Annotated in this window: 23 protein-coding genes; 7 read left to right on the top strand and 16 right to left on the bottom strand. The window is 51.2% G+C overall.

Going from position 1 to position 22,081, the window contains the following annotated elements:
- Positions 1-68: 68 nt before the first annotated feature.
- The 4 genes from scpB to Q4563_RS08470 all read right to left on the bottom strand — a co-directional run bounded on the left by scpB (position 69) and on the right by Q4563_RS08470 (position 3,640).
- Positions 69-983 (bottom strand): SMC-Scp complex subunit ScpB, encoded by a 915-nt coding sequence (scpB, locus tag Q4563_RS08485; RefSeq protein WP_303604256.1) that lies wholly within the window; start codon positions 981-983, stop codon positions 69-71.
- Between the two features lies 1 nt (position 984).
- A complete protein-coding gene (locus Q4563_RS08480) occupies positions 985-1,845 on the bottom strand; it encodes a segregation and condensation protein A (RefSeq protein ID WP_215975516.1) in 861 nt (286 codons plus the stop codon).
- Positions 1,846-2,025: 180 nt separating this feature from the next.
- The gene (locus Q4563_RS08475; RefSeq protein WP_215975515.1) at positions 2,026-2,652 is read right to left on the bottom strand and encodes an L-threonylcarbamoyladenylate synthase; all 627 of its coding nucleotides are present in this window, start codon (positions 2,650-2,652) and stop codon (positions 2,026-2,028) included.
- Positions 2,653-2,818: 166 nt separating this feature from the next.
- Positions 2,819-3,640, bottom strand: a complete 822-nt coding sequence (locus tag Q4563_RS08470) for a PHP domain-containing protein (RefSeq protein ID WP_303604255.1) — start codon at positions 3,638-3,640, stop codon at positions 2,819-2,821.
- A 90-nt stretch (positions 3,641-3,730) separates the two neighbouring features.
- On the opposite strand from Q4563_RS08470, the gene Q4563_RS08465 reads away from it, so the two are divergent.
- The 7 genes from Q4563_RS08465 (at position 3,731) to Q4563_RS08435 (ending at position 8,378) form a co-directional block, all read left to right on the top strand.
- Entirely contained in the window at positions 3,731-4,498 is a 768-nt protein-coding gene (locus Q4563_RS08465; protein WP_303604254.1) for a VC0807 family protein, read from the top strand.
- A 14-nt stretch (positions 4,499-4,512) separates the two neighbouring features.
- Positions 4,513-4,812, top strand: coding sequence for a YciI family protein (locus Q4563_RS08460; RefSeq protein WP_303604253.1), 300 nt, complete (start codon positions 4,513-4,515; stop codon positions 4,810-4,812).
- Positions 4,813-4,911: 99 nt separating this feature from the next.
- Positions 4,912-5,610 carry a TIGR04211 family SH3 domain-containing protein gene (locus tag Q4563_RS08455; RefSeq protein WP_303604252.1) on the top strand — a complete coding sequence of 233 codons (699 nt, stop codon included), beginning with the start codon at positions 4,912-4,914 and terminating at the stop codon, positions 5,608-5,610.
- A gap of 18 nt (positions 5,611-5,628) precedes the next feature.
- The gene (locus Q4563_RS08450; RefSeq protein WP_215975512.1) at positions 5,629-6,276 is read left to right on the top strand and encodes a peptidylprolyl isomerase; all 648 of its coding nucleotides are present in this window, start codon (positions 5,629-5,631) and stop codon (positions 6,274-6,276) included.
- On the top strand, positions 6,273-7,025 hold the full coding sequence (locus Q4563_RS08445; protein ID WP_303604251.1) for a pyridoxine 5'-phosphate synthase: 753 nt from the start codon (positions 6,273-6,275) through the stop codon (positions 7,023-7,025). Before Q4563_RS08450 ends, Q4563_RS08445 begins: the two co-directional genes overlap by 4 nt.
- 123 nt (positions 7,026-7,148) lie before the next feature.
- The gene (locus tag Q4563_RS08440; protein ID WP_215975510.1) at positions 7,149-7,565 is read left to right on the top strand and encodes a CBS domain-containing protein; all 417 of its coding nucleotides are present in this window, start codon (positions 7,149-7,151) and stop codon (positions 7,563-7,565) included.
- Between the two features lie 36 nt (positions 7,566-7,601).
- Complete coding sequence (locus Q4563_RS08435; RefSeq protein ID WP_303604250.1) at positions 7,602-8,378, top strand: TrmH family RNA methyltransferase; 777 nt, start codon at positions 7,602-7,604, stop codon at positions 8,376-8,378.
- Positions 8,379-8,458: 80 nt separating this feature from the next.
- Here the strand turns inward: Q4563_RS08435 and Q4563_RS08430 are convergent, their stop codons facing one another.
- The 12 genes from Q4563_RS08430 to trpA all read right to left on the bottom strand — a co-directional run bounded on the left by Q4563_RS08430 (position 8,459) and on the right by trpA (position 22,069).
- Positions 8,459-9,727: an ammonium transporter gene (locus tag Q4563_RS08430; protein WP_303604278.1), complete on the bottom strand. Its 1,269-nt coding sequence runs from the start codon at positions 9,725-9,727 to the stop codon at positions 8,459-8,461.
- Between the two features lie 360 nt (positions 9,728-10,087).
- Positions 10,088-12,079, bottom strand: a complete 1,992-nt coding sequence (locus Q4563_RS08425) for a transglutaminase TgpA family protein (RefSeq protein ID WP_303604249.1) — start codon at positions 12,077-12,079, stop codon at positions 10,088-10,090.
- Positions 12,076-13,038 carry a DUF58 domain-containing protein gene (locus Q4563_RS08420; protein ID WP_303604248.1) on the bottom strand — a complete coding sequence of 321 codons (963 nt, stop codon included), beginning with the start codon at positions 13,036-13,038 and terminating at the stop codon, positions 12,076-12,078. Before Q4563_RS08420 ends, Q4563_RS08425 begins: the two co-directional genes overlap by 4 nt.
- A gap of 36 nt (positions 13,039-13,074) precedes the next feature.
- Complete coding sequence (locus Q4563_RS08415; protein ID WP_303604247.1) at positions 13,075-13,950, bottom strand: hypothetical protein; 876 nt, start codon at positions 13,948-13,950, stop codon at positions 13,075-13,077.
- 156 nt (positions 13,951-14,106) lie between these two features.
- Complete coding sequence (locus Q4563_RS08410) at positions 14,107-15,015, bottom strand: AAA family ATPase (protein WP_215975505.1); 909 nt, start codon at positions 15,013-15,015, stop codon at positions 14,107-14,109.
- Positions 15,016-15,028: 13 nt separating this feature from the next.
- On the bottom strand, positions 15,029-16,231 hold the full coding sequence (locus Q4563_RS08405; protein ID WP_215975504.1) for an O-succinylhomoserine sulfhydrylase: 1,203 nt from the start codon (positions 16,229-16,231) through the stop codon (positions 15,029-15,031).
- 12 nt (positions 16,232-16,243) lie between these two features.
- Entirely contained in the window at positions 16,244-17,788 is a 1,545-nt protein-coding gene (gene purF, locus Q4563_RS08400; RefSeq protein ID WP_215975503.1) for an amidophosphoribosyltransferase, read from the bottom strand.
- Between the two features lie 44 nt (positions 17,789-17,832).
- Positions 17,833-18,342: a CvpA family protein gene (locus tag Q4563_RS08395; protein WP_303604246.1), complete on the bottom strand. Its 510-nt coding sequence runs from the start codon at positions 18,340-18,342 to the stop codon at positions 17,833-17,835.
- An 81-nt stretch (positions 18,343-18,423) separates the two neighbouring features.
- The gene (locus tag Q4563_RS08390) at positions 18,424-19,074 is read right to left on the bottom strand and encodes an SPOR domain-containing protein (protein ID WP_303604245.1); all 651 of its coding nucleotides are present in this window, start codon (positions 19,072-19,074) and stop codon (positions 18,424-18,426) included.
- A 12-nt stretch (positions 19,075-19,086) separates the two neighbouring features.
- Positions 19,087-20,340, bottom strand: coding sequence for a bifunctional tetrahydrofolate synthase/dihydrofolate synthase (gene folC, locus Q4563_RS08385; RefSeq protein ID WP_303604244.1), 1,254 nt, complete (start codon positions 20,338-20,340; stop codon positions 19,087-19,089).
- 6 nt (positions 20,341-20,346) lie between these two features.
- Complete coding sequence (accD, locus tag Q4563_RS08380; RefSeq protein WP_215975499.1) at positions 20,347-21,216, bottom strand: acetyl-CoA carboxylase, carboxyltransferase subunit beta; 870 nt, start codon at positions 21,214-21,216, stop codon at positions 20,347-20,349.
- Positions 21,217-21,259: 43 nt separating this feature from the next.
- A complete protein-coding gene (gene trpA, locus Q4563_RS08375) occupies positions 21,260-22,069 on the bottom strand; it encodes a tryptophan synthase subunit alpha (RefSeq protein ID WP_215975498.1) in 810 nt (269 codons plus the stop codon).
- Between the last annotated feature and the right edge of the window lie 12 nt (positions 22,070-22,081).

The following is a 22,081-nucleotide window of genomic DNA, read 5'->3' as shown; positions in this document are numbered from 1 at the left end:
ACGGTAGTGTCTTCTTCTTTGTGATCCTGTGTTTGCTTAACTTTTTTAACCATATTGTGGCGTCTGTTTTAAACGCTCCGCTCATCGCTTTCGGTTTCAGAATCGGCAATGGACGCAAGCGCCCCATCATCATGGGAGTGTTCAGGCGGACTTACCGCATTAATATCGTCGTTGTTTTCATCGCTACCGGTTGTATCCGCAGCGGGGATTGTCTCACTGTTATCGTCTCTATCGATAAGGTGTTCGGGGTCGGTGTTCGTCGAGTCTTCATCACTTTGCACGCCCTGTACGGTCACTTGTGCATCCGGCTCCAGTTCATCTTGAGTGGACAACTGTGGTTGTAGCGCCGAATCGGGATCAGAGTCGAGATCAACATCAGTGTCTCTGTCGGCCGGCTCTTCGGTCAACTCACCAGCGGGCCGATTACCACCGAGGTCCAAGGCTGAATTCATTTCATCAATATCGCGAATTTCACTCAAGGTCGGCAATTGATCCAAACTTTTTAAATTAAAATAATCTAAAAATTGGCGCGTAGTGGCGTACAGTGATGGACGGCCGGGCACATCGCGCTGGCCAACGACTTTAACCCATTCGCGCTCGGTGAGCGTTTTAATAATATGTGAGCTGACCGCCACGCCGCGAATCTCTTCGATATCACCACGGGTAATCGGCTGGCGATAGGCGATCAGAGCCAAAGTCTCCAGTAGAGCCCGAGAATATCTTTGCGGTTTTTCTTCCCACAAACGGTTGATCCAGGGCGCTAGCTCTTCGCGTACCTGCAAACGCCAACCCGAGGCGATTTCTTTCAGTTCAAAACCGCGGTCCTGGCAAGATTCATTAATTCTTTGTAATGCCTCTTCAAATTGTGTCTTTTCTGGCATCTCGTCATCTTCGAACAGTGTTTCGAGCTTTTTTAGCGACAAGGGCTCACCGGCAGCCAGCAGCGCCCCCTCGATAATGGCTTGTAGTTGTAGAATTTCCATACTATTGGGTTTTCGCTTTTACGTGAATTGCACCAAAAGATTCGCTTTGAACTATTTCCACCAAGGATTCTTTAATCAACTCCATAACCGCCAAGAAAGTCACCACAACCCCTAAGCGGCCTTCTTGAACTTTGAACAAGCTGACAAAAGGAACAAAGTTCTTCCCCGCCAAATTATCCAACACTTGCGCCATGCGCTCGCGGGTAGACAGTTTTTCTTTCTCTACATGATGACTTTCGAACATATCGGCACGCCGCAACACTTCCGACAGAGCCAGTAGAAGTTCTTGCAACTCCAACTCGGGATCGGGCCTGGTCAGGTTGCGATCTGGCGCCTCGGCGTTGGCTTGATGCACATCGCGCCCCACTCTGGGCATTTCATCAATATCTTCTGCGGCTTGCTTGAAACGTTCGTACTCTTGCAGTCGACGAATCAAAGAGGCTCGTGGGTCTTCCCCCTCTTCCTCTTCCTCTACTGAGCGCGGTAATAACATGCGCGATTTAATCTCGGCCAGCATAGCGGCCATCACCAGATACTCAGCGGCCAATTCGAAATGATCGGCATCCATCAAATCGACATAAGCCATGTATTGGGCCGTAATTTCCGATACATCAATATCGAGTATGTCGAGATTCTGACGCCGAATTAAGTACAACAGTAAGTCCAAAGGCCCCTCAAAGGCCTCAAGAAAGACTTCGAGCGCATCGGGCGGAATATACAAATCTTTGGGCAGCTGAGTATAGGCTTTGCCCTGCACCATCGCGAAGGGCATTTCGCCTTGCTCGGGGTGCGGCTCAGATGTTTCCGGAGCCGTTACATCAGCGCTGACAGCAACATCTTGTGGCTCAACGGTTTCGTTCATGCTCGCCCCAGACTCCAGAGTCTATAAATTGCATCATTGCGTGTGGCAGAAATGCTAGTAGCTGTGAGAAGTTTATTGATCGCATCAACATTAACCGTAACAAACGCAAGGCGCTACTGCCTATTACAAACCTGTACGGGCTTACTCCACGCTCATTATGCAAATGATTCAAAGGGCTATTCAAGTGGCTAACAGGGCCGAGAAATCACCCTTGCCTTGGCGCACCAACTCGGGGGTGCCATCGGTTAGCCCAACCACAGTGGTAGGCTCCAGCCCACAAAACCCACCGTCGATCACCAGCTCCACTTGATGCTCTAGCAAATCGCGTATGTCATAGGGATCCGTCAGCGGGAACTCATCGCCTGGCAATAACAAAGTGCTACTCATCAGCGGCTCGTTGAGTTCTTCCAACAGAGCCAGCGCAATATTGTTATCGGGCACACGCAAACCAATGGTTTTACGTTTGGGATGGCGCAGGCGTCTGGGAACCTCAGAGGTGCCTTCAAGAATAAAGGTATAGGGACCCGGAGTGTGCGTTTTAAGCAGACGGAACACTTGATTATCGACACGGGCATAGGTCGCAATCTCTGACAGATCGCGACACATCAAGGTGAAATTATGGTGTTTGTCCAACTTGCGCATCATACGGATGCGATCCAGAGCCATTTTGTCACCAATATGACAGCCAAGCGCATAGGCCGAATCGGTCGGGTAGGCAATAATACCGCCGCTGCGAACGATATCGACGGCTTGAGAGATCAAGCGCGGCTGGGGATTATCGGGGTGTACCTGGAAAAATTGCGCCACATCACCATCCTTTACTCAGGCTATAGGGCCTCGCGGCCGGAAGCTTCCATTATAATTTTGCCGGCGGCGTTATACAAATAAGAAATTCACCCCAGCGCTTATTGTTCTTGAATCGGTGCTATTACTCTAATATTCGCTCTTAATATCACTCGCAAAACCACCTGTATTACCAATGCTGCCAAATAGGCACCACGGTTTCAGGTAAAACGCCAATGGCACCCAACTCTTGCCAAGGCAGGCCAGGTTGGTGAAAATCGCTCCCCTGCGACCCCTTTAAACCAAACTCCTGGGCGATATTAGCGAGATCTTGCGCCACCCCGGCGGGCTGCTGACCACTGATAATCTCTATCGCATCGCCACCATACTCAGCAAAATCGGCCACCATGGCGCGCAATTTTGTTCGCGTCAGACCATATTTAGCCGGGTGAGCCAGCACGGCCACGCCACCGGCGGCTTTAATAGTGTCGACGACCTCATTCATGGCTGGCCACTGCAGCCGTATATCCCCCACCTTGCCCGAACCTAAATACTTTTTAAACGCCCGTGCGGAATCGGGCACCAGTCCATCATTAACCAAAAGTTGGGCAAAATGGGGGCGGCCCGGCTCGCCCTGAGCGAGATCGCAGGCGCGCCGATAGGCATCCGCAACTCCGATTTTCGCCAGTTTGTGGCCGATTGTTTCATTGCGCTCGCGTCTGGCTAGCCCTTGCTCCGCCACTTTTTGTTGTAATGGTGCACTGCTTACGTCCAGTGCCAGCCCCACAATATGGACGCCAATCTTTCCCCAGCGACTGGAAAATTCAATGCCGTCGATAAAGCCCATCTGCAGAGATTCAGCCGCAACTCGCGCAGCGGCTAAGCCCGCCAAGGTGTCATGATCGGTCAGCGCCGCTACCGTCACCCCCTGCTCGTGTGCTCGCTGCATAAGTTCGCTGGGGGAAAGCGCCCCATCTGAACACTGGCTGTGCATATGTAGATCGATGGTCAACCCATTTTCCTCGTTTCTGACGTATAATGTCGGCTTTTAAAACGCTATCATGCCCAAGCGTTTACGCTCACCCGGGTAAAGTGAAATAACATGACCGATTCTGCCACTGATAAAGCTGTAAAAGAAGCGCCTTCGACTTCCGCAGACGCGCAAACTTCCAACACCGCCAAAGAAAACCCCAAAAAAGAGAGCTTATTTTTCAACATTCTACTGAATATTGTCATTCCCACGCTGATTCTCACCAAATTAAGTGGTGATGAATACTTGGGAACACGCAATGCTCTAGTGGTCGCCCTAGCGTTTCCTCTGTTTTATGGCATCAAAGATTTTGTTGTACGGCGCCAATACAACGCCTTTTCAATTCTGGGCACCATCAGCATACTCCTAACCGGCGGCATTAGCTTAATGGAGTTAGACCCCAAATACATCGCCATCAAAGAGGCAGCCATTCCCGGCCTGATTGGTTTGGCCACACTTATCTCAATGAAAACGCGATTTCCTCTGGTGCGGACCTTTTTGTACAACGACAAAGTCTTAAAAACCGATCTGATCAGCGAGCGATTAACTCAACACGATAAACACGCCCAATTTGATCGAGCGCTTAGCAATGCAACCTATCTGGTGGCGGGCTCCTTCTTTCTATCGTCTTTTCTCAACTATGTGCTGGCGAAATGGCTGCTGCAAAGCCCACCAGGCACAGCCGAGTTTAACGCTGAGTTGGGCAAAATGACCGCCATGAGTTTTCCTGTGATTGCCCTACCAGCCACCGTCATTATGATGATTGCTCTGCTCTATTTATTCCGTCGTATTCGCCAATTGACCGAGCTCGAATTCGAAGACGTTATCAACGCCCATTAAATAGAGAGGTTGCCATGCTTTACGCCATCATTTGCGAAGATGTTAAAGACAGTAAACCACTGCGTGCCAAATCTCGCGCTGCCCACATGGCTAGATTGCATGAGCTGCGAGATTTGGGTCGGCTCATCTTGGCCGGTGCTTTTCCCGCCGTCGATGCCAATGAACCCGGAGCGGCCGGTGTCACCGGGTCTCTTATTGTCGCCGAATTCGACTCCCTGAGTGAAGCGCAAGACTGGGCTGACAGTGATCCTTTTTATACATCTGGGGTTTATCAAAAGATCAGTGTGAAGCCGTATAAAAAGGCTTTACCTTAACCCAGACAACGGCGCTGGGCGTGATAGGGTTGACAAGACTTCACGTCACGATAAGTTACAATGCATTCGCCAAACACAGCCACATTTAAGGGTATTCCAGTGATCAAGGCCAAATTTTCCGCCATTATTACCGCCACCTTATGTATGGTGCTACTTACACTGACACCAAGCGTCTATGCGGCTACGCGTTTTGTCGGGGATGAACTGCGGGTTCCACTGCGCAGCGGTATGGGTAATCAGTACCGAATTGTGCATCGTGGGCTGGTCAGTGGCACTCAACTTGAATTGATTAAATCAGACACGGACGACAGTGAAAACGAGTGGTCAATGGTGCGAACCCCAAACGGGCTCGAGGGCTGGATTCGTTCTCAGTATCTGCTCGACGAACCCACCGCCGCCATCAAGCTTGCTCGACTCGAGGCTAAAATGGCCCAACTTGACGGTGACCAAACCCAGCTTTTGGACAACAACGAGGCGCTGGAACAAGAGAATCAAACGCTTAAGACTCAACTGGCGCGACTGTCTGAGCAACACCAAAACGTGCAAAGTGAATTTGCTCAATTAGAAAAACTGTCCTCCAGTGCGGTTGCTCTCAACGAACAAAACAAAAAATTAAGCGAAAGTCACCAACTACTGCAAACGGATAACGAAGTTTTAAAAACCGAAAACGAGCGATTGATGAGCAGCCACACTTATCAACAGTGGATTTTTGGTGCCGGCATTTTAATTGCCGGAATTATCGTGTCACTTCTTTTACAAGCTTTAGGCCGGCGCAAGCGTCGTTCTGAATGGGGCTAACACTAAGGAATCACCCTGATGCCATCGATTGTTAAATGTATTTCTGCTTTGATTATGTTTGTGTGCTTGGCGGTACCGACCAGCGCTGAGCAAACTGACCGCTCCGATACACCCGCGCCAACAGAGCATTATGTCACCATGAAAACAGACTTAGGGACGATGCTGATTGAGCTCTACCCTGAAAAAGCCCCCCTTAGTGTCGCCAACTTTCTGGCCTATGTTGACAGTGGCTTTTACGAAGGCACTATTTTTCATCGCGTGTTACCAGGATTCGTAGTGCAAGGCGGGGGCTTCACCTTTGACTTTAAACTCAAAGATACCCTAGAGCCAATTAAGAACGAGTCCGACAACGGATTAAAGAATTCCTATTTAACCCTATCCATGGCGCGCACCCGACGGGTCGACAGTGCTACCAGTCAGTTCTTTATCAACTTAAAACATAACGAAAACTTGGATGCCACGGAAAGAAAAGCCGGTTACGCGGTTTTTGCTAAAGTGATCAAAGGTGAAGCGGTTGTGCAAAAAATAGTCGATGAGCCGCGCGGTATTTTTCGGGCATTCCCCGATGCACCCAATGCAGCGGTACGCATTTTAGAAACCCGTCGCGGCGACCATTTTGAGCAAATGCAGCCCACCTCCAAGCTTAAGGACATGATTGCCCAGTGACTACCGCGCTAAGTGTCAATTTAAATAAAATCGCATTGATTCGCAATTCACGCACCGGCAACTTCCCCGATGTCACAGAGTTTGGGCGCATCTGCTTAGATTCTGGCGCTACTGGTCTGACCGTCCACCCTCGCCCAGACCAGCGACACATAAGGCCCAGTGATGTTCGCGAACTGGCCGCGCTATGTCACGCCTCGACCCATGTAGAGTTTAATATTGAAGGCAACCCCTTTGCCGCGGCTAGTGGCAATTACCCGGGATTATTAGCACTGGTGGCAGAAACCAATCCCGATCAGTGCACGTTGGTGCCGGACAGCAATGACCAGCTCACCTCCGATCACGGCTTTGATTTATACAAAAGCGGTGAAACGCTCAAGCCCATCATTCAACAACTGCATGCGCAAGGGGTACGGGTCAGTTTATTTATGGATCCAGATCCCGAACAAATTGTGCTGGCACACAAATACGGCGTCGAGCGTATTGAACTTTACACCGGCCCCTATGCTGAGCATTACGGCACTCCCGCCGGAGATAAAATGCTGCAACAATACCGCCTGGCCACGGAACATGCGGTAAAGCTTGGCTTACAAGTTAACGCCGGACACGACCTTAACCTAGACAACCTGCCCGATTTTTTGCGCATTGGCAATATTGCTGAGGTATCAATCGGACACGCGTTAACCGTCGATGCCCTGCGTATGGGAATGGCGTCAGCGGTCGAGGCCTACCGGGCTATCTGCGAGCAGTAAAGCACTCACTAAGCTACACTGTGTATAGGAAGGTGTTGTTTTAAGCTTGTCACAAGACGCAATGCCCACCGCAACACGAGGCATTGCCCCTCGTGCATAAGCAACCCAAAAGTAGGAGGCACTATGCATTCAATTCTCGTCAGAGATTACATGCAAACGGACCCTTTAGTTTTTGACCGCAATACCAATTTACTGCAAGCCGTTCACAAACTACTGGCTGCCAAAGCAACCGGCGCGCCAGTTGTCGATGAGCAGCGTAAAGTAGTTGGTTTTGTCTCAGAGCAAGACTGCATTAAGGAAATATTACAGGGTGCTTTTTATTGCGAGGATCCACCCAGTGTGGCAAGCGTTATGTCAACCGAGGTACTGAGCGTTAAGCCAGACCAATCGATTGTCGAGGTGGCCGAATTCATTATCAAACAAAAACCCAAAATTTATCCGGTGATCAGCGAAGACAAATTAATCGGCGTTATGAGTCGTCGCGATGTACTCTCGGCTCTGCTCGATAACGATGAAGATTGTTATCTGCGCGCTAAATAAGTATGCTCGCCCCTGAGACAATCTGGGGTACTACCTATGAGCCAAAGTGATACCGATCACTACCTCGCCAAAAAGCGCTTTTATAACCGAATGCTCACCATTTACGGCCGCAAACCGGTTTTAGAAGCGCTGCAAAACAATGCCATTCAAGTGCATCGCTTACATTTAGCCAGCAGCAACAAGCCGGGCGATATGGTGCGGCAAATTATCGAGCTGGCCAGCAGCAAAGGCGCCGAGGTGCTCTACCACGATAAATCAGCGCTATCGCGCATATCAAAAAATGCCAAGCAAGATCAGGGCGTGGCCGCCGACTTACTCTGCCCCGGATTTCAAACCCTAGAACAGCTGTCTGAAAAGCTTAAAGCGCCCGCCACCAGAACCATGCGTGTGCTCGCGCTCGATGGCATTACCAACCCGCAGAACCTGGGAATGATTATTCGCTCTGCTTGTGCGGGCAACATTGATGCTATTTTATTGCCTAGCAAAGGCTGCGCTCAAATTGACCCACTGGTGATTAAGGCCAGTGTCGGCACGGTATTTCGCGCACCAATTGTGCAAATACAAGGCACCTTAGCCGAGGCCCTCAAAACCCTTGGCACAGGAGAGTGTAACCTGATCGGACTTTCATCCCACGCATCCAATACCTTGGCGCAGAGCCCAATCGGTCACAATGTCTATATTTTAGGCAATGAAACCCACGGAGTGAGTCAAGCTACTCAAGCGCTATGTTCGCACTGGGTTAAAATCCCAATGAACAATGGGGTCGAATCTTTAAACGTTGCCGTCACCGCCGCTCTGATAGCCTTTCAGTAATTTCACATATTTAATCTTAACAGCTCAAACAAAAAAGCCCGCTTTGAAGCGGGCTTTTTACGCTAAGAGAGATACTAAAATTACAGTTTGTAGCCCTCTTCTTCGTGCATGGTTATATCCAGGCCTATAAGCTCTTCTTCACGGGTTACACGCAAGCCTGAGGTCATTACCCCGGTTATTTTCAATAATACCCAGGTGACAATAGCGGTATAGACAAAGGTGATAATCACCCCTAAAAATTGCACCCAAACCTGACCGCTCATGCCATCCACAGCGTCGGAAAAACCGTAGCCACTAAATACACCCAAATGCGGTGAGGCAAATACGCCGGCCAATAGAGTGCCTAGAATACCGCCAACACCGTGCACCGGAAACACATCGAGCGAATCATCAATTTTCCACACTCGTTTAACGGTTTGTGTCATAAAGAAGCAGATAACACCGGCCAACAAACCGATAACCAGAGCTCCACCCGGCCCCACATACCCACTGGCTGGGGTAATCGTACCAAGGCCTGCCACCATGCCGGTCACAATGCCCAATACGCTGGGTTTGCGAAACTTAATCCACTCGACGGTCATCCAGGCCAAAGAGCCAGCGGCGGCAGAAATATGTGTCACTAACATGGCCATGGCGGCGTCGCCATTGGCAGCCAGAGCACTGCCACCATTAAAACCAAACCAACCCACCCAGAGCATACCCGCCCCGGTTACGGTCATGGTCATATTGTGCGGTGGCATCGCGATGGTAGCAAAGCCGTCGCGCCGGCCGATCACCAAGGCGGCCACCAAGGCCGCAACCCCAGCGGTAATGTGCACCACGGTACCACCGGCAAAATCCAGCAGTCCCCACTGGCTAAGGAAACCGCCACCCCACACCCAGTGGCATACCGGTACATACACCGCTAGCAACCAAAAGGATGAGAAGATCAGCATCGATGAGAACTTCATGCGCTCGGCAAATGCGCCGACAATGAGCGCGGGGGTAATCACCGCGAAGGTCATCTGAAACAAGCCAAATAATGGCTCGGGAATATCTCCCGACAAGCTCTCTTTACTCAGGCCCGCAAACAACACATGACTAAAGTCACCGATAAAGGCGTTGCCCTCACCAAAGCTTAGGGTGTAGCCCACAATTAACCATAATAAAGAAGCTATACAAGCAATGGCAAAGCATTGCATAAGCACAGACAGGATATTTTTAGCCCGAACCAAACCACCGTAAAACAGCGACAGACCTGGCAAGGTCATAAACAACACCAAAGCCGTTGCCGTTAAAATCCAGGCAGTGTTAGCACCGTTTAAAGTGTCTGCAGAAGCGGGAAGGGCCAGCGCCAATAGGCCAACCATTAGAAGATTACAAAGATGCTTAATATTCATAAAGATCAAATACTCTTTCGTCGTCTTAATTCGATTTTATTATTGGTTAAACCATCAACTTTCGGTTACAAAGCCACGTGATGTGCACCAGCGTTAAACTATAAAAGTTAGGGCATGGCTTACCCCGATGCCAGGGCGCACCCTTAATGAGCGCGGACCAATATATGCACAATATATGCCCATTGAATTTAAGCAATAAATTCAATAAGTTAGAGAGTATTTTTAATTGCTGGAACCAATTTAAGGCACTACAATAGTGCCCAGGCATTAGCAGAGGCATTATAATGGTGCGAATTGCGTAAATCGCGCACCACAAGACAGCGCATTGAGTTAGCGGTATTTTTTAGACTTAATGAGATGCAATAGAAGACGTAAACGAGAGTGAGATACCTGCTCATTTTGATAGACCGCCTGCTCAAACAGCGCGGTCGATTCCGCCAAAAGTTGAGCCAGTTCCGGGACTTCTTGACCAACTCTTTGCGCATAATCACGCGCCCCCTCGCCTGATCTGCGCGGGTACCCCTGAACGGCCAGCTGCTGACACAATTTTTCGTACCACCGCTCAACAAATGGCCGTCTTTGTGCCCTCTTACCCACAAAATTTGGCAATAAAATCAGCACAACCATAATGCCTGCTGCCGCCATTACATAAAGCACCATCAACCAAGGGGCACTGCTGCCAAACAATTTTTGCATAAACGCTTTTTGTTTGGCTTTATCGTAATTCATAACCCAGCGATGCCAGCGATAATTAAAAGCATCCAGTCGCAATTGCAGGTTGCTCAGCATAAAAAAGCGTCGGCTCCAAGCATCGCCTAAGAGTTCAGAATCTGCCGAATCTAAAGAGTATTGCACGCCGCGATCGATTCGCTCGGGCGACACTGCAGAGGTCGGGTCCACCCTAACCCAGCCTTGCCCCTCCAGCCAAACTTCCGCCCAAGCGTGGGCGTCGAGCTGGCGTACCGTTAAGTAGCCTTCCACTGGGTTTATTCTACCCCCCTGATAACCCACAACCACACGGGCCGGGATACCTGCGGCGCGCATAAAAAACACAAAACTACTGGAAAAATGTTCGCAAAACCCCGCTTTAGTTTGAGTCAAAAACTCATCTACACTGTGCACTCCCAGAGTGGGTGGCTGTAAAGTATAAGAAAAGTCCGCTTGAATATGGTCCAAAAAGCGCTGAATTAATGCTTGATCATTCGGGGTTTGTCGTCGCCATTGCTCAGCAAGAGTTCGCGTTGCGGGGTTGCTGTCATGGGGAATCCGCAACGACACTCGCCGCAATAACTCACTCAGCCCCTCGGCCTGGTTGGTGTAATTAACGTGAGTGGTCACCGAGTATTGCTGGCGTTGAGACACGGCATCACGCTGATAGAGCGTCATACCCCGACTGAGCCAAATACCCTCGGAGTAACTGGCCGGCGCCGCTAGGGTGTACAGCCAATTTTCATCAGTTGGCTCAAGCATCACCTCGTAATCATATCGCTTTCCGCTGACTTGTAGCTCTCGATCGCTCTCACGCCAGCGAGTAAAGCTACGTGCTTTTACATCTTGAATAGAGCTTTGACTCCAGGTGCGCCCATCGAAATGATCGAGCACTAAAGCGCGCCAGTACAACTGGCGAGACTCGGGTATATCTCCCTCAAAAGTGGCCCGCAGAGCGACTTCATCCGATTGCATTAACGAGGCAATATCTCCCGGTGACATACTGCTGCTCACCCCGGTTGTACCCGTAGCGCTATTAAGCGGTACCGTCCAGAGCGAACCGATGCGCGGCACTAAAAAAAATAAAGCCAACATAATCGGCAGGGCCTGCGCCGACATCATAAAGACCTTTCGGATCGGCTTGAACTGCCCGGCGGGTACAGCTCCAACATGATTAACCATCAGCGTAACGGTCATGACTAACACGCACAATAAAGCGTAAACAGAACCGACAAACCCTGAGGTATACAAAAGCTGGGTGCCGATAACGAAATAGCCCAAATAACTGAGCGCGCGCACATCGCCAGGCTTGTGTAGCTCTAATAGTTTTAAAACAAAGCCTGCCACCAACAGTGACACCATGGCATTCATGGCCAGGTTGCGAAAGGTTGCGGCCAACCCCGCCATCACCGCAAGGGCGACCAGTACTTTATACCAGCGCCCAAAATGCGGCCAACGACCACGACTCGATTGCAAGCGCCAGACCATCACCACCAACGCTAACCCTGTTAGCCAAATGGGTAACTGAACCGTGAGCGGTAGCAGAATAAGCGCCTGCGTGATCAACAGCCAACCGAGTGTCGATACAGGTAAGGAAAGGTGGCGAGCACTCACGAAACGTCCCTCAGATCAAACAGCGCCAAGGCTTTTAATACTTTGTGTAAGTGCGACTCCCCGCAGGCAGGCTCAATGCGCAGCCCCGGCAATAATAAACCGTAATCACGACCTGACTTTTGCCACTGCAACGCCAAATAACATAGCCCCGACAGGCGAGTCTCTACATCACCCATTAAGCGTTGATAATCCAACCACAAGCTATCTTGCTCGGCACCACCATATTGCTTCAATTGCAGTTCTCCGCCTCGGGCATACTGTTTCCAGGCCACATGCGTGAGAGGAGCGCCGGGTTGGTAATCGGCAAAGCCGATAAAATCATCGTCAGCCAACAGCCGCGCGCCGTCTTCACTGTCACCATCGGCGCCAAAATGCAGAGCCAATTGAGCAGGCTTGGGCTGGGGGTAAACCAATGCCTGTGCATCCAAATACACCCACGACCACACCCGGGTTAGCCCCAGCGGGTAATGGCTTTTAACCATTAACCGACCCAATGAAAGCCAACCGCGAGTTTGCGTTTGAACCGGTAAATTGACCTTGACCACCCCCCTGGCGGGCACAACCACTGAAACCTCCGATTGCGCAGATTCAGTTAAGGTTAAATAATGATCTTTACCCTGAGCCGAAGCTGCCACCTCGATGGCAATATGAAAAATCTCGCCACAAAACCCCGGTTGGGTATTGAGCCCTGATAGCTTAATACCGGATAGATTTTGAAACGCGTGCAAAATCGTAATAAAAAAAAGAGCGATCAAAAAGAAGCTAGTGGCCAAAATTAAATTATTTTGATAATTGGTGCCCAGTAACCACAGTAAAACAGTCGCCAACAAAAATCCGAGCGATGAGAGGCTGGGCACAACATAAATCGAGCGGTGCCTCAGGGTTACCTGACGAGCGCGAGGTGAGCGCCGTTCGGTCCAGCGCCAAAAGAGGGTTTCTAATCGGTGACTCGTCTGCACAAGTAAAGCTGCCTTAAATACGTTCAGCCTACCATATTACGCAGCACTAAAATAAACTTGCAATGGTTTCCCCTCAACCGAGTAGCCTACGCACAAGCTGTCGACACTGGCGGGCGGTGTGTCTTTATGAGCGTTGAGCACTTCCAGTGACGATTGTTCGATATCCTCCGTTAACTGCTGCAGTAAACGATCAAAGAAATCTTCAGCGGCGACTGCAGCACCCACAATACTGGATGTACTCTCGTTCGATTGAAGCCTGTTTGTATTATCTATGGACGCAAGTCTTGAGCCCTGCCAAGACAGTCGGCGCTCTTGCAGTGTTTGCACAAAAGCAGGCGCAGCGGCAATTCCCACCAAAGAGTCGGCCACGCCCCCCTTCATTACCCAACTCCACTCGGGCCAGGCGCTGGGGTGTTTGGGGAAAACATAGTTGGTTTGCGCTATTAAACCAAATTCGCGTTGCAGCTGGCGTTCCAATAAAAAGGAAAACCCTTCCACCTGTGGGGCTAAATGGCTTTGCGCCACTCGCTTATTACACTCACGCTGGTTGCGTAAATTCCAATAGTGATAGTCGGCTAATAAGTGTTGTAGTTGGGACTCGGTGAGACACTGCAACTCAATCAGTGCTGCCCCTAGTGTGAGATGTTCTGCCTGCTGGCGGGCGAGCAACTGCTGTATATGCTGATCATTCAACCAACCTAAGGATTGGGCGAGTTCGCCAAACAAGTGATCGCTGTGGCGTTGCCGGAGAAGAATTTGCGAGCTCTGATCGGAGCTTAAATACCCCATATCGGCGGCAAGTTGCCCCAAGGTCTTGTTGTTAGCATGTTGTAGTGACAGCGCATCGGAAAGTTGCGACTGACTGATAATGCCTTTGATTTGTAAGTATTGGCCAAAAAAAGTCGCTGCCATAGTATGGCCCCGCTTTAGACACTCTGAAAAAACTCACCTAAGGCGCATCAAATGCAACTTTACGCGCCTAGTTAATTATTTATAGTTCGAAATAACGTGTTTGTCGAATGACAAATCACAGTGAAAGTCAGAATGTCGCTCGGTAAAGCGGGAAACTTAAGGCAATATATCGACGCTTTGCAGTAATTTTTCCATGGGGGCCTGCTCACTAAAGCTATCGGCCATAACTCTGTGAGTCACCACAGAGGGCACCACCGCTTGAATATCCTCAGGTATAAGGTAATCGCGATTTTGCATATATGCCCATGCCTTAGCGCAATGCAGCAGACCCAGTGCACCGCGCGGAGAGAGACCGTGGGTGTATTGCGAGTCGTGCCGAGTTAGATGCACCAATCTTTGTAAATAAGACAACACACTGTCTGAGGCGCTGATTTTCTCGATATCCTGGCGAATCGATAACAGTGTGGCCGGGGTCATTAAGGTGGGCAGCTGATCGATCAGTCGGCGCGAGTCTCCGCCTTTGAACAACGCCATCTCGGCCTCAGGGTCTGGGTAGCCCAAGCTAATGCACATCAAAAAGCGATCGAGCTGCGATTCGGGCAGAGGAAAGGTGCCCATTTGTGACTGGGGGTTTTGCGTGGCAATCACAAAAAAGGGTTGCGGCAATGGGCGGGTATCGCCATCTATCGTAACTTGCCGCTCCTCCATTGCTTCGAGCAAAGCGCTTTGGGTTTTCGGTGTAGTGCGGTTGATTTCATCGGCCAATAATAGCTGGCTAAAAATAGGTCCGGGGTGAAAAGAGAACTCGCTGGCAGCTTGATCAAAGATAGAAACACCGAGAATATCGGCTGGCAACATATCACTGGTGAACTGCACTCGCTGGTAATTCAGTCCAACCACTTTGGCCAAAGCGTGTGCCAAGGTGGTTTTCCCCATGCCGGGCAAATCTTCTATTAACAAATGCCCGTTGGCAAGTAAGCAGGTCAATGCCAGTTGAACCTCCCGCTCTTTGCCCAACAGAACTTTACCAACCTCAGCCACTACTTGCGATACATTGTCTCGCACGACTTACCTCGTTTTAAATCAATGTTAGACCGCGCTCTAGGTCTGCTTGTATATCCTGCACGTCTTCTAAGCCTACCGCAATACGTATCAGGTTTTCCGTGATACCGGTTTCAGCTCTTTGCGCATCGCTCAGCCGGCCGTGAGTGGTAGTCGCCGGATGCACGATGGTTGTTTTAGCATCACCTAAGTTCGCTGTAAGTGACAGTATTTTCGTGGCATCGATGACTTGCCACGCCTGCTCTCGCCCACCTTTAACCCGGAAAGATAAAACACCCCCGAAACCACGCTGCTGTTTAGCTGCAAGCGCGTGTCCTGGGTGATGCGCTAAACCGGCATAGAATACTTTTTCCACCGCGGGCTGTGCTTCCAGCCACCGAGCTAATGCCATGGCATTGGCGCTGTGTGCATCCATACGCAAGCGCAGAGTCTCTAAACCTTTTAAAAATACCCACGCATTAAAGGGGCTCATGGTCGGACCGGCACTGCGAATAAAGCCAAGCACCTCTTCAATATGAACTTGAGCGCCCACCACGAGGCCGCCCAGGCAGCGGCCTTGGCCATCGATATACTTAGTGGCTGAATGCACGACGATATCCGCCCCAAACTCTAAGGGCTTTTGCAGAGCTGGGGTACAAAAACAATTGTCAACCACAAGCAGTGCACCGGCTTGATGGCTCACATCCGCCAGCCGGGCAATATCGACAATATCGCATAGAGGATTAGAGGGCGTTTCGACAAAGACCAGTTTGGTATTCGTACTTATCCCCGCTTGCCATTGGTCAAAATCGGTCGGGTCAACAAAGACCGTCTCAACCCCAAAGCGCGACATATATTTGGTAAATAAAACCGTGGTCGTGCCAAACACACTGCGAGAACACACCACTTGATCACCGGCCTGTAAAAAAGCCATGCAAGTGGCCAGAATAGCCGCCATACCCGATGCCGTTGCCACGGCACTCTCGGCGCCCTCCAGGGCCGCAATACGCGCCTCTAAGGTGCGTACAGTCGGATTGGTATAGCGCGAATAAACATTGCCGGGTTGATCACCCGAAAAGCGGTCGGCAGCCTCTTGCGCATCGGCAAACACATAGCTTGAGGTGAGGTACAGCGCTTCACTGTGCTCGCCTTCGTCACTGCGCACTTGGCCGGCCCGGACAGCGAGTGTATCAATACCCGCCCCTTGCAGCGCCTCGTTTAAATCACTTGCGTCACTCATAGTTATGGTCCATCAATGGATGTGCAAATCTTCGCCGTCGTTGTGCAAACCGATGGGGCTTTCCTCTTCTTTTGCACGTAACTCTTTCTTCTTTTTCGCCTTACCTTCCATGCGGCTGGCCTCAAGTGCATCCAGGTAAGCTTGATCGACATCACCGGTTAAGTACTGACCATCAAACACGGCGCAGTCAAATTCGGTGACACCACTGCCACCATCAGCCGAAGCCGCTTTGAGGTCGTCGAGTTTTTGATAGACCAGCCAATCGGCACCAATGTCTTCACACACTTCATCTTGACTGCGCCCGTGAGCGATCAGCTCTTTTGTCGTGGGCATATCAATACCGTAGACATTGGGGTAAATCACCGCCGGTGCTGCCGAGGCAAAATACACCTTCGCCGCGCCCGCTTCGCGAGCCATTTGGATGATTTGTTGGCACGTTGTTCCGCGCACAATGGAATCGTCTACCAGCAGAACATTTTTACCGCGGAATTCCAGCTCAATAGGATTGAGTTTTTGCCTGACCGACTTTTTACGCAATTGCTGGCCGGGCATAATAAAGGTACGGCCAATGTAGCGATTTTTAATCAGACCTTCGCGAAACTTGACCCCCAGCTTGTAGGCCAGCGCCTGACCGGCCACTCGCGAGCTGTCCGGTATTGGAACCACCACATCAATATCGTGTTCAGGGCGCTCGGCCAAAATCTGTTCGGCCAGCTTCTCACCCTGGCGCAAGCGCGCTTTATACACCGAGACGCCATCCATAATAGAATCTGGACGAGCAAAATACACATGCTCGAAAATACAGGGAGTCAGTGCGGTTTTTGCGGCGCATTGTTTGCGGTGTAGCTGACCATCAAAGGTGATGTAAACCGCCTCACCCGGAGCCACATCGCCTATCAATTCAAAGCCCAGCACGTCCAGCGCCACACTTTCTGAGGCAACCATATACTCCTCGCCCTTATCGGTCATGCGTTTGCCGTAAACCAGCGGGCGAATACCGTTAGGGTCGCGAAAGGCAACAACACCGTAGCGGGCAATCAGTGCGACCACCGCATAACCACCGCTGACGCGCTTATGTACGCCTTCAACTGCGGCAAAAATATCGGCCTCGGCTGGCACCAGCTTACCCTGCTGCTGTAGCTCGTGTGCAAACACGTTGAGCAACACCTCGGAGTCAGAGTCAGTATTGACATGGCGCAAGTCAGTTTTAAATAACTCTTCGCTGAGCTTATCGGCATTGACTAAATTGCCATTGTGAGCCAGAGCAATACCGTAGGGCGAGTTGACGTAAAACGGCTGCGCCAAAGCGGGCCCAGAGCTGCCCGCGGTGGGGTAGCGCACGTGGCCAATACCAATATTGCCCACCAACCTCTGCATATGGCGGGTGCGAAACACGTCGCGCACCAAGCCATTAGCTTTTTGCTGAGCTACTTTCCCGTTCTCCTGACAGGTAACAATACCTGCGGCATCCTGACCGCGATGTTGAAGAATAGTCAGCGCATCATAGAGCTGAGTATTGACGTCGCGTTTTCCGACAATGCCAACAATACCGCACATAGTTGTCTTACCTTTGTATAAAGCAAATGTATGGAGCTAAAAGATTAAAGAGCTTCGTCATCGAACAGAGCCATGACCCAGTCTTTTACTAATTGCGTGGTGTCACGAGCCCAATCTTCAAATACCAAGAAATGGGGAATCATAACCGACTGTTGCCACCAGGCATCTTCATTGACGGGCACCATCGCGGGCAGCAAAATCACCGCTGCCATCACCACTACAGCGCCGCGAACCAAACCAAAAACCATTCCGAACAAGCGGTCGGTGCCTGATAGGCCAGTCAATCGAACCAGCTCACCAATCAGGTAATTCACCATGGCGCCGACCACCAAGGTCGCTGCAAACAGAGCCGCAAAAGCCGCTATTGCCCGCAGTGAAGGGGTTTCGATTAAATTTGTCATCAGTGCTGCCAAGCGGTCGCTAAAGAGCATAGCAATGATAAAGGCCGCGACCCACACAGCAAGAGATAAGGCTTCTTTGACAAAACCGCGCTTGAGGCTAATCAAACAAGATACAGACAATATGCCAATGATTGTCCAGTCTGCCCAATTCATGCAGGCGGTGTCTCCGAAATCAAGAAAGGCGCAAATTTTAACAGAGCGAGGGGCCGCATCATACCCATAATCCAATCGCTTTTATGGCTTAAAGCGTAACACCATAGAATTGACCTTAAATACCGGGTCAACCTCTTGTTTTACCGCCTCCGCTAAGGCCCGGTCCAGCTTGGGACCAATAAACACTCGGCTAACCTCACCCTGCCCCGTCTGCGCCAAGCGTACATAAGCTTTATAACCTTTCTCTTGCAGGCGTTTTCGCAGTGCTTGCGCCGATTCTGAGGATCGCAAACTGGCAACCTGCACCACCCAGGCATCGAGCTTTGGGGTACTTGAGGCGGATTGATCTTTGCGTTTTGCAGGCCGATCTCTCTGGGGTTGTGAGGTTGATGCCACCTGTGGGGTCGACGCTTGAACACTTGACGAGGCAGCGCTGGCTATACCTAACGAGCTCGCGCTTGCTTTGCCCTCTGACTCAGGATCAATCCATTGCTCAGCTACAGGCTGGTTAGACCTAGGCAGATAAAGCCGGTCTGGGTCTGGCAGTGACTCGTCGAGAATGGGCTTGGGCGCCTCAATGACCACCTCCACCGTATCGGGCCTGGCGGGTATTTGCGTTCTGGTATCGACTTGATGCAATTGCTGCTCTTTAAAAAAGCCGGGCAGAAAAATGACAGCGATACCGACCAACACCAGCGCACCTATCAGTCTTTGTTTAAGTCCGTCGTTCACCCTAGCCTCACTTTAATCAGCCGCTTTAATGTTCGGCAAAGCCGAAAGCGCTGCCGATACTGTAAAAAAAGAACCAAAAACAACCACCAAATCGTCTTCTGTAGCGTTGTTTATAGCGCGCTCCAGGCAGTCAGCCATCGCCGCGGTGCAAACTACCGACCAGCCTCTGGTGGCAATTCGCGTGGCGAGTGCCTGTGGTTCGGCGGCGCGCGGCACATCGGGCAGATAGGCAAGATACCAAGCCCCTGCCGCGCCCGGCAAGTTATCGACAATGCCATCGATATCTTTATCCGCCATGGCGGCAAACACAAAGTGTACTCGAGCCGGCGCACACTGTGTTATCTGTTGGGCCAATAAACGAGTGGCGGCCGGGTTATGGGCCACATCGAGCAGAATTTGCCGCTTGCCAACCCACAGTCGCTGATTGCGGCCGGCCAAACTCACCTCAGCAAGCGCCCGGCTCAACAGGTCGGGCTCCACCCGCCCCACTAAGATTTGCACCGCCGTAATCGCTGCCGCCACACTGGGCAGAGGTAAATACACCTCGGCCAAGGACACTGAGAAATCGCCATACTGATACAGCGCTCCAGCCCCGTGAGGCTCGATGGAAAAATCACGATTGATATAGAGCGGTTGCGCACCGATTTCTTGCGCCCAGTCAACGACTGACTGGGGTGGCGCAACATCGGCACAAACCACAGGTTTAGCCGCGCGCATAATGCCCGCTTTTTCGCGGCCGATCACCTCTCGGTCATTGCCCAGCCAATCCTGATGGTCAATATCGATCGAGGCAATAACGGCGACATCAGCATCGATGACATTTACCGCATCAAGCCGGCCACCGAGCCCCACTTCCAGCACACAGATATCGACCCGACTGCGATCAAACAACCACAGTGCGGCCAAAGTTCCATATTCAAAATACGTTAGGGAGATACTGCCGCGAGCGCGCTCTATCGAGTCAAAGGCCTCACACATCGCCGCTTCACTGACGGGAGTGCCGTCAATGGCAACGCGTTCACAATAATGATGCAAATGAGGTGAGGTGTAGCTGCCAACGCTGTGGCCCATAGCCTTGAGAATAGCACTGGTAGCCGTCACGCAAGAGCCCTTGCCATTGGTACCGGCAACCGTGATTACCTTCGGCGTATGAGACAAAGCCAGGCGCTTAAGCACCTGGCCGATACGATCCAACCCCAAATCAATCTCGCTGGGGTGAGCTCGCTCAATTCGAGCGAGCCAAGCATCGAGCCCGTGGTGTTCCACTAAAAATTAAGACGCTTCGGCGCGGCGGGTAAACTTGGCGATTAAGCGGGCCAGCGTATCGCGCATTGAGTTGCGATGAATAATCATGTCGATGGCGCCGTGATCGAGCAAAAATTCAGCGCGCTGAAAACCGGCGGGCAGCTTCTGGCGGATGGTTTGCTCAATAATGGCGGGGCCGGCAAAACCGGCACGAGCACTGGGCTCTGCAGCATTGATGTCACCCAGCAAAGCCAGCGAGGCGGATACACCACCGTACACCGGATCGGTCATAATAGAGAAATACGGCGTGCCCTGTTGCTTGAGTCTTTCAATCACTGCCGAGGTTTTGGCCATCTGCATCAGCGATATTAACGCCTCCTGCATACGCGCCCCACCGGTGGCCGGAAAGCACACCAACGGAATATTCTCCTCCAAGGCTACGTTGGCCGCGCGGGTAAATTTCTCACCCACTACATAACCCATAGAACCGCCGTGAAAGGCAAATTCAAAGGCCACAGCCACCACAGGCATGCCTTTTAACTCACCTTTCATAGCGACAATCGCGTCTTTTTCACCGGTAGATTTTTGCGCGGCGGTAAGGCGATCTTTGTATTTTTTAACGTCTTTAAACTTAAGGCGATCAATCGGCTCAATCTCGGCCCCAATTTCTTGACGCGAGCTTTCATCCAAAAAGATATCCAGGCGACGGCGGGCGCCGATACGCATATGGTGGTCGCACTTAGGACAGACATCTAAGTTGCGCTCCAGCTCCGGTCGGTACAGTACCGCGGAACATTTTACGCACTTCTTCCAAAGACCTTCGGGCACTTTACTGGTAGAGCCTTTGCGACCTTCTGCACGCACCACACTGGGAACCAATTTTTCTAGCCAACTCATTGTATGTATTCTCTCTCGATCAGTTTCGTCTCGAATTCGGGTATTACAGGCTGTCGAGAGCCTGTCGGATATCACTTATGATAGCACCAACGGCCTCAGCTATCTGGTCTGGGGTTTGGCCTTGGGCCTTACCCATCGCATCGACCAGCACGCTGCCAATCACTACGCCATCAGCTAATACAGCTACCGACTTAGCGCTGGTGGCATCTTTAATACCAAAACCCACACACATGGGCAGTTCGGTCAGCGCGCCAAACTCTGTCAGTTTTTGTTTTACCGAGTCCACATCGAGGTGGCCCGCACCGGTCACCCCCTTAAGGGACACATAGTACAAAAAGCCACTGGCGTTGGCGGCAATATCGCGGGCGCGCTCAACACGGGTGGTGGGCGCCAGCAAAAAGATATTGTCGATATCGCGGCTGTCGAGCTCGCGTTTAAGGTCAGTTAATTCTTCCAAAGGTAAGTCGACGGTCAAAAGGCCATCGACACCGGCCGCCTCTGCCTTGTCGGCAAACACTGAGTAGCCCATGCGCTCTACCGGATTGGCGTAGCCCATCAGCAGTACCGGTGTACTCTGGTTGGTTTTGCGAAACTCCGCTACGACAGCCATGGTATCGGTCAGGCTGACGTGATGTTCCAGCGCGCGCTCGTGGCCTTTTTGAATCACCGGCCCCTCGGCCATCGGGTCAGAAAATGGCACACCCAGCTCGATAATATCGACCCCCTGCTCCACCATTTTATGCATGGCCGGCAGTGTGGCCTCGCGGGTGGGGTCACCGTTAACGATGTAGGCCACTAACGCTTTGCGGCCGTTTTGTTTCAGTTCACTGAAGGTTTGACTAATACGACTCATGTGTAATTCCAG

It is taken from the genome of Gilvimarinus sp. 1_MG-2023 (assembly GCF_030548285.1).
Note: the sequence above shows the minus strand (reverse complement) of the source record. Positions and strands in the feature narration are given on the sequence as shown.